This window comes from Thermodesulfobacteriota bacterium (genome assembly GCA_040756475.1).
In the GTDB taxonomy this organism is placed as follows: domain Bacteria; phylum Desulfobacterota; class Deferrisomatia; order Deferrisomatales; family JACRMM01; genus JBFLZB01.
In genome coordinates this window covers 1-7,328 of the sequence record JBFLZB010000219.1, presented here as the reverse complement: position 1 = coordinate 7,328, position 7,328 = coordinate 1, and the positions used below count along the sequence as shown (strand labels likewise).

The following is a 7,328-nucleotide window of genomic DNA, read 5'->3' as shown; positions in this document are numbered from 1 at the left end:
CACGGTGCTGTGCGGGTCTCGCAAGTTCCCGGTGCACGACCCCTTCTTCGCCATGCTGCGCCGGAGCCTGAGCACGTTCATGAACGCGCTCACGGCCGACGACTGGACCCTGTATCCCTTTGCCACCCAGAACCGCACGGACTTCTACAACCTGATGGCGGTGTACCTGGATGCCACGTTCTTTCCCCTCCTGCGGGAGCGAGACTTCCGCCAGGAAGGGCACCGGCTGGAGTTCGAGGACCCGGAAGACCCCTCCTCTCCCCTGGCCCGCAAGGGGGTAGTGTACAACGAGATGAAGGGTCACATGAGCGACCCGCGCTCGCTGCTCGGCACCCGGGTGGCCGAGGTCCTCTACCCCACGACCCCCTACGGGAAGAACGCAGGGGGCGAGCCCCGGCACATCCCGGAGCTGACCTGGGAGGGGCTCAAGGCCTTCCACGCCGCCTGCTACCACCCCAGCAACGCCTACTTCTTTACCTACGGCGACCTGCCGCTGCCGCCCCACCTGGAGTTCGCCGCGCGGGAAGCCCTGGGGGATTTCGGGCGCATCGACCCCGGCACCGCGGTGGGTCTGGAGGCGCGCTTTGCCAGCCCCCGGAAGGTGACAGTGGGCTTTCCGGTGGAGGCGGGGGAGCCCACGGCGGGAAAGACCATGGTCCAGGTGGCCTGGCTCGCCTGCCCCATCACAGACCACCAGGAGCGCCTGGGGCTGGATCTGCTCTCGGAGCTCCTCCTGGGCAACGCGGGCGCGCCCCTCCACAAGGCGCTCCTCGACTCGAAGCTCGGGGCGAATCTCGCCCCGGGCTCAGGCTTCCAGGACGAGAACCGGGAGACCCTGTTTGCCGCCGGCCTCCAGGGCACCGAGCCCGACCGGGCCGAGGCCATCGAGGCCCTGATCCTCGCCACCCTGGAGGAGGCGGCCCGCACGGGCTTCAGCCGGGAGCGCATTGAGGGGGCGATCCAGCAGGTGGAGTTTGCCCACCGGGAGGTGCGGGGCGACCACTACCCCTATGCCCTGTCGCTGCTCTCGCGCCTCATGGGGCCGTGGATCCACGGTGCCGACCCGGCCGAGGCCCTGCGGGTGGGCGAGCGGTTGGCCCGGCTGCGGCGCGACGTGGAAGCCGGGCCCTACTTCGAGGGCCTGATCTGGCGCCACCTCCTGGAGAACCCCCACCGGGTGACCCTGACCCTGGCCCCCGACCCCGAGCTCAAGGCCCGGGAGGACGCGGAGGAGGCCCGGCGGCTGGCCGACCTCCAGGCGCGCCTCACCCCGGAAGAGCGAGACGAGCTGGTGCGGCGGGCCCGGGAGCTTCGAGAGGCCCAGGAGGGGGAAGAAGACCTTTCGGTGCTCCCCGCCGTGGGGCTGGAGGACATTCCCCCGGAGGAGCGGTGGGTGACCGGGAAGGGCGAAGACGCCCCGGCCGGGGTGCCCGTCCACTGGTTCGATCAGCCCACCAACGGCATCGGGTACTTCCTGGCACACCTGGACGCAGAAGACCTGGACGAAGACCTCGCCCCCTACCTCCCCCTCTTTTGCGCGGCCCTGCCGCTCGTGGGGGCAGGGGGCCGGCCCTACACCGAGGTGGCGGAGCGGATCGCCGCGGCCACCGGGGGGGTGGGGGCCGGGGCCGGGGTGTTGGAGGACCCGCGTGGGGGAGGCTTTCGTCCCGTCGTGGAGGTGAGCGGCAAGGCCCTGGAGCCCAACCAGGGCAAGCTCTACGACATCCTCGCCGAGCTCCTGGGCTCCCCCGACTTCGCCGACCGGAACCGGCTCCACACCATCCTCAACCAGCTCCGGGTGAACCTGGAGAACTCCCTTCCGGCCCTGGGGCACCGCTACGCGGCCCGGGCCGCCGCGGCGAGCCTCACCCCCGCGGGAAAGCTCAAGGAGCGCTGGTCGGGCGTGGCCCACCTGCGGTTCGTCCGGGAGGTCGCCGGACGTCCCCCCGAGGACCTGGGGGCGTGCGCCGAGCGGCTGGGGGCCATCGCGGCGGCCCTGCCCCGGCGAGGGCGGGCGAGCTGCGCGGTGGCCGGGGAGGAGCGGTTCTTCCCCCGGGTGCGTGAGGCGCTGGAGCCCTTTCTGGCGGGCCTTCCGCCGGGGGGCGGCAACGGCTCCGCTTTTGCTCCGGGCCCCTTTGCCCCCGCGCCCTGCCGCCGGGGGCTCGCCGCCTCGGTGCCGGTTTCCTACGTGGCCCGGGTCTTCCCCGGGGTCCCCTATGCCCACCCGGACGCCCCCGGGCTCGCGGTGCTGGCCAAGCTCCTCAAGGCGGCCTACCTGCACCGGGAGATCCGGGAGCGGGGCGGCGCCTACGGGGGTATGGCGGGCTACGCCCCCGAGGCGGGGCTGTTCTCGCTCCTCTCCTATCGGGATCCCCACGTGGTGCGCACCCTGCGGGTCTTCGACGACGCGGCCCGCTGGGCCGCCGGCGGGGCCTTCGGCGACGAGGACGTGAAGGAGGCCGTGCTGGGGGTCTTCAGCGACCTGGACACGCCCCTGTCCCCCGGCGGCAAGGCTGCCCGGGAGTTCGCCTGCCGGCGCGTGGGGCTCGACCGGGAGCTGCGCCAGCGCTTCCGGGAAGGAGTGCTCGCCGCCGACCGCGGCTCCCTGGCCTCCCTGGCAGAACAGTACCTGGTGTCCGGCCGGCCCGGCAGCGCCGTGGCCGTGGTGGCCAGCGAAGAGGCCCTGCGCCGCGCCAACGGGGAGCTGGGGGAGGAGGCGCTGGAGATCGAGAAGGTGTAGCGCGTGGCGGGTGGCACGTTGCGGGTTGGGGTGGGCGGGGTAGTCTCGTGCCCTATGCCCCATGCCCTACGCCCCGAGAGGTGACGCCATGATCTCCCGCACCGCCCTGTGTCTGGTCCTCGCCCTCCTCCTGCCGTTCGCCGCCTGCCGGGCGGGGACGGCTCCGGTATCGGGGGAGCGCACCTTTCCCAGCGAGCAGGGGCCCCTGCGGGTCACGACGGTGGCCGAGGGGCTGGAGCACCCCTGGGGGCTCGCCTTCCTGCCCGACGGGCGCATGCTGGTGACCGAGCGGCCGGGGCGCCTGCGCTTCGTGGCCCCGGACGGCGCCCTCTCTCCGCCCCTGGCGGGGGTGCCCCAGGTGTACGCCCGGGGCCAGGGGGGCCTCCTGGACGTGGCCCTGGCCCCCGATTTCGCGACCTCGCGCCTGGTGTACCTCACCTACGCGGAGCCCGGGGAGGGGGGCGGGGGCACGGCGGCGGGGCGGGGCCGACTGGGGGAGGACCGGCTCGAGGACTTCCGCGTCCTCTTCCGCCAGGTGCCCAAGTCGGGGGGCGGGCGCCACTTCGGCTCCCGCCTGGTCTTCGGGCGCGACGGGCGGCTCCACCTCACCACCGGGGACCGGGCGCAGCAGGACTGGGTGCAGGACACCTCGATCCACCGGGGCCAGGTGATCCGCCTGGAGGCCGACGGCGCGGTTCCCGCCGACAACCCCTTCGTGGGGCGGCCCGGCTACCGGCCCGAGACTTACTCCCTCGGACACCGCAACCCCCAGGGCGCGGCCCTCCACCCCGAGACCGGCGAGCTGTGGCTCGTCGACCATGGCGCCCAGGGGGGCGACGAGGTCAACGTGGTGCGCGCCGGCCGAAACTACGGCTGGCCCGTCATCACCTACGGGCGCGACTACAGCGGGGCGAAGATCGGCGTCGGCACCCACAGGGAGGGGATGGAGCAGCCCCTTTACTACTGGGACCCCTCCATCGCCCCCTCCGGCATGGCGTTTGTCACGAGCGACCTCTTCCCCGCCTGGAAGGGTTCGCTCCTCGTGGGGGCCCTGCGGGGACAGATGCTGGTGCGCCTGGCGCTGGACGGCGAGAAGGTGGTGGGGGAAGAGCGGCTGCTCACGGACCTGGGAGAGCGCATTCGCGACGTGCGCCAGGGCCCCGACGGGCGCTTCTACCTCCTCACCGACTCCCCGCGGGGGCGCCTCCTGCGCCTGGAGCCGTAGGGGCGATGCCTGCGTCACCCCTACGGCTGACCGCTGACCGCGGTTTCACCGCGCTGCCGGCACCAGGAACAGGGCGGCCACGTACGCGCCGTAACAGCCCAGGAGGAGCGCGCCTTCGACGCGGGAGATGCCCAGGCCCACCCGCATGATGGGCAGCAGCGCCAGGGTGAAGGCGGCCAGAACCGGGTACTGGAACCGGAAGAAGGTGTCGGGGACGTGGATGGGGTGGACCAGGGCGGCAACCCCCAGGATGCCCAGCAGGTTGAAGAGGTTCGACCCGAGCACGTTGCCCACGCCGATGTCGTCCTCCCCCCGGGCCATGGCCACGAGTGACGCGGCGAGCTCGGGAAGGCTCGTGCCCACGGCGATCACCGTCAGCCCGATGACCACGGCCGGCACGCCGAGTCCGGCCGCCACGGCGACCCCCCCTTCCACCAGCCAGTGCCCCCCCAGGAGCACCCCCACGAGCCCCCACAGGGTGCGCAGGCAGTCCCTGCCCTTCTCTCCGGGTCCGGTGGCCGTGCGTCCGTATGCCGCCTGCACTCCCTCGGGGGCCAGGCGCTCCACCATGACGCTCCAGTAGAGAAACCCGCAAAACGCCGCCAGGAGGATCAGGGCATCGACCCTGCCCAGCAGCCCGTCTGCGCTCAGGACCACCACCAGGGCCACGGCTCCCAGGCCCATGGGCACCTCGCGCTTGAGCAGGGTGAACTCCACCGTCATGGCCCGAAGGCACGCTCCCAGGCCCAGGATGAGGCCCACGTTGGCGATGTTGGAGCCCACCACGTTGCCGAGCGCGATGTCTGCGTTGCCCCGCAGGGCCGCGGTGACGCTCACCACGAGCTCGGGCAGGCTCGTGCCGAAGGCCACCACCGTGAGCCCCACCACCGCAGGGGCCACCCCGAAGCTCGCCGCGAGCCGCGAGGCGCCGCGCACGAGCAGGTTCGCCCCATAGTAGAGGAGCACGACCCCCACGGCCACGAGCCCGAGCCCGGTCAGCACGGGAGGGCTCCCGGACCCCGCCCCAAGATGGGGTATTGGTTTCTAAGGGTGCCCAGCGCGTTGACTCTCGGGCGGAATCCACCTAGATTGACGGCCTTCGCCCACCCGGCGGCCGCCCATGCGGCGCCGCGCCCCGATGGAGCACCATGCAATTCACCGACCTTCAGTTCGATCAACTGGCACTTCCTCCCGAGCTCAAGCAGGGGATCGCCGCCTGCGGCTTCACGCGCCTCACGCCGGTCCAGGCCCGCAGCCTCCCCGTCACGCTCCAGGGCAAGGATCTGGCCGTGCAGGCCCAGACCGGATCCGGGAAGACCCTGGCCTTCCTGGCGACGATCTTCGACCGCTTCCTGCGCACCCCCCGGCGCCCCACCAGGGGGGTGTGCCCCCGGGCGCTGGTCCTCACCCCCACCCGGGAGCTCGCCGTACAGGTGCACAGCGACGCGGTACAGGTGGGCGCCAACCTGCCCTTCCGCTGCCAGGCCGTGTACGGAGGCATCGATTACCGCAAGCAGCGAGAAGACCTGGCCGAGGGGGTGGACCTGCTGATCGGCACCCCGGGCCGCCTCATCGACTACCTCAAGCAGCGCGTCTACCACTTGAAGGACGTGGAGATCGCGGTCATCGACGAGGCCGACCGCATGTTCGACATGGGGTTCATCGGGGACATCCGCTTCATGCTCAAACGGATGTCGCCCTTCGACCAGCGCCAGAGCCTGCTGTTTTCCGCGACCATCAGCGACCGCGTGATGGAGCTCTCCTACGAGTACATGAACGCGCCCGGGCTGGTGGAGATCAGCCCCGACCGCGTCACCGCCGAGAAGGTGGAGCAGGTACTCTACCACGTGAGCTCCCGGGAGAAGTTTCGCCTGCTCCTGGGCCTGCTCCGCACCGAGCCCTGGGAAAAAGCGCTGGTCTTCATCAACACCAAGAGGGCCGGCAACATGGTCCAGGAGAGGCTGGAGCGCAACGGCTACCCCGCCGAGGTGCTCAGCGGCGACGTGGACCAGGCCCGGCGCCTCAAGATCGTGCAGAAGTTCATGTCGGGAGAGGTGAAGATCCTCGTGGCCACCGACGTGGCGTCCCGGGGCCTGCACGTGGACAAGATCACCCACGTCTTCAACTACGACCTCCCCCAGAACGCCGAGGACTACGTGCACCGCATCGGGCGCACCGCCCGGGCCGGGGCGTCGGGCAAGGCCGTGAGCCTCGCCTGCGAGGACTACGTGTACAGCCTGGGGGAGATCGAGGGCTATATCGGCCACAAGATCCCCGTGGCTCCGGTGCACGACGACCTCCTCCCAACCGAGGTGCCGCGCCCGCCCCGGAGTCAGCGCCCCGAGGCGGAGGGGGAAGCCCGCCGGCCCCCCAACCGCCGACCGCCGCCCCGCTCCGGCGGACGGCGGCGGTGAAGCAGTGGAAACCGAGAAACGCAAACGGTGAGACGTGAAGAGCGCCCCCCCCTGCTTTCTCACTTCTCACTTTTCACTTTTCACTTCTTCGCTCCGTCCCGAATCCACGCGCGGATCCGCTCGATGTCGGCTTCGGGAAGGGGCCGGCCCCCCAGGGGCATGAGGGGGGTGTCTCCCCCCGGGACGAGGCGCTGCACCAGGTAGCTGCCCTCCGGGTCGCCGGGCTTCACATGGAGCCGGTCCGGCCGCCGGGTGGCCGGCACGCCCACCAGATCGGCGTAGGCCTTCCCCCGGGAGAGATCCAGGCCCCCGGCCGCCCGCTCCCCCGCGTGGCAGCCGGGCCGGGCGCACGCCGGCACCAGGATCTCGGCCTCGATGGCCGCAAACGCGCTGGCGGCCGGCTCCGGGGCAGCGCCCCCCTTTCCGGAGGGCTCGCCCCCCCCGCTGCACCCCCACAACGCCGCGGCACCCCACAGTACGATCCAGGACCGCCTCATGTTCACTCCTCCCTGCCCCGGCGGGCCGCCGGGGCGTCTCCAAGGTCTTGCGTTTCCGGGGCAATTGCCCCCAGGGCCAGCGCCAGGGCCGCCTCCAGATCTCGGGCCAGGGCTGCAAGGGGCTTTGTGCACCCCGCCTGCCGCAGGGTCGTGAGAAACTCCCGGTGGGGGCGGCCCCGCCGGTACGCGGGTTCCCGGCCGGGGTGGCGCAGGTAGCGGTCCACCAACCCGAGGTCCGCATCTACCAGGAGGCTGGCCTGGTAGAAGAACGCGCCGCGGCCCGCAAAGGCACTCGAGCCCGCCACCTTGCGGTCGCCGTGGCACAGGTCTCCGGTTCCCGCGGGGGTCAACCGCACGCCGCCGGCCGCCGCCACCGCCTCTCGGAGCACGTCCACCGCCTCTCCCATGTGGGACCCCACCGCCAGGGGCCGCGGGACGGCGCGGGCGAAGCT

At 72.1% G+C, this 7,328-nt stretch carries 6 protein-coding genes; 3 read left to right on the top strand and 3 right to left on the bottom strand.

Features of this window, described 5'->3' with window-relative positions:
• The coding region (locus tag AB1578_20715) for an insulinase family protein (GenBank protein ID MEW6490318.1) at positions 1–2,740 on the top strand (2,740 nt) is incomplete at its 5' end.
• Positions 2,741–2,828: 88 nt separating this feature from the next.
• Positions 2,829–3,965: a PQQ-dependent sugar dehydrogenase gene (locus AB1578_20710; protein MEW6490317.1), complete on the top strand. Its 1,137-nt coding sequence runs from the start codon at positions 2,829–2,831 to the stop codon at positions 3,963–3,965.
• Between the two features lie 45 nt (positions 3,966–4,010).
• Here AB1578_20710 and AB1578_20705 read toward each other — a convergent pair whose 3' ends face one another.
• The gene (locus AB1578_20705; GenBank protein ID MEW6490316.1) at positions 4,011–4,967 is read right to left on the bottom strand and encodes a calcium/sodium antiporter; all 957 of its coding nucleotides are present in this window, start codon (positions 4,965–4,967) and stop codon (positions 4,011–4,013) included.
• Between the two features lie 146 nt (positions 4,968–5,113).
• Between AB1578_20705 and AB1578_20700 the strand changes: the two genes are divergently transcribed.
• Positions 5,114–6,379: a DEAD/DEAH box helicase gene (locus AB1578_20700; protein MEW6490315.1), complete on the top strand. Its 1,266-nt coding sequence runs from the start codon at positions 5,114–5,116 to the stop codon at positions 6,377–6,379.
• Between the two features lie 80 nt (positions 6,380–6,459).
• Here AB1578_20700 and AB1578_20695 read toward each other — a convergent pair whose 3' ends face one another.
• Positions 6,460–6,876 (bottom strand): hypothetical protein, encoded by a 417-nt coding sequence (locus AB1578_20695; protein MEW6490314.1) that lies wholly within the window; start codon positions 6,874–6,876, stop codon positions 6,460–6,462.
• 2 nt (positions 6,877–6,878) lie between these two features.
• Positions 6,879–7,328 (bottom strand): hypothetical protein (locus AB1578_20690; protein MEW6490313.1); only part of this gene is annotated, 450 nt, incomplete at its 5' end.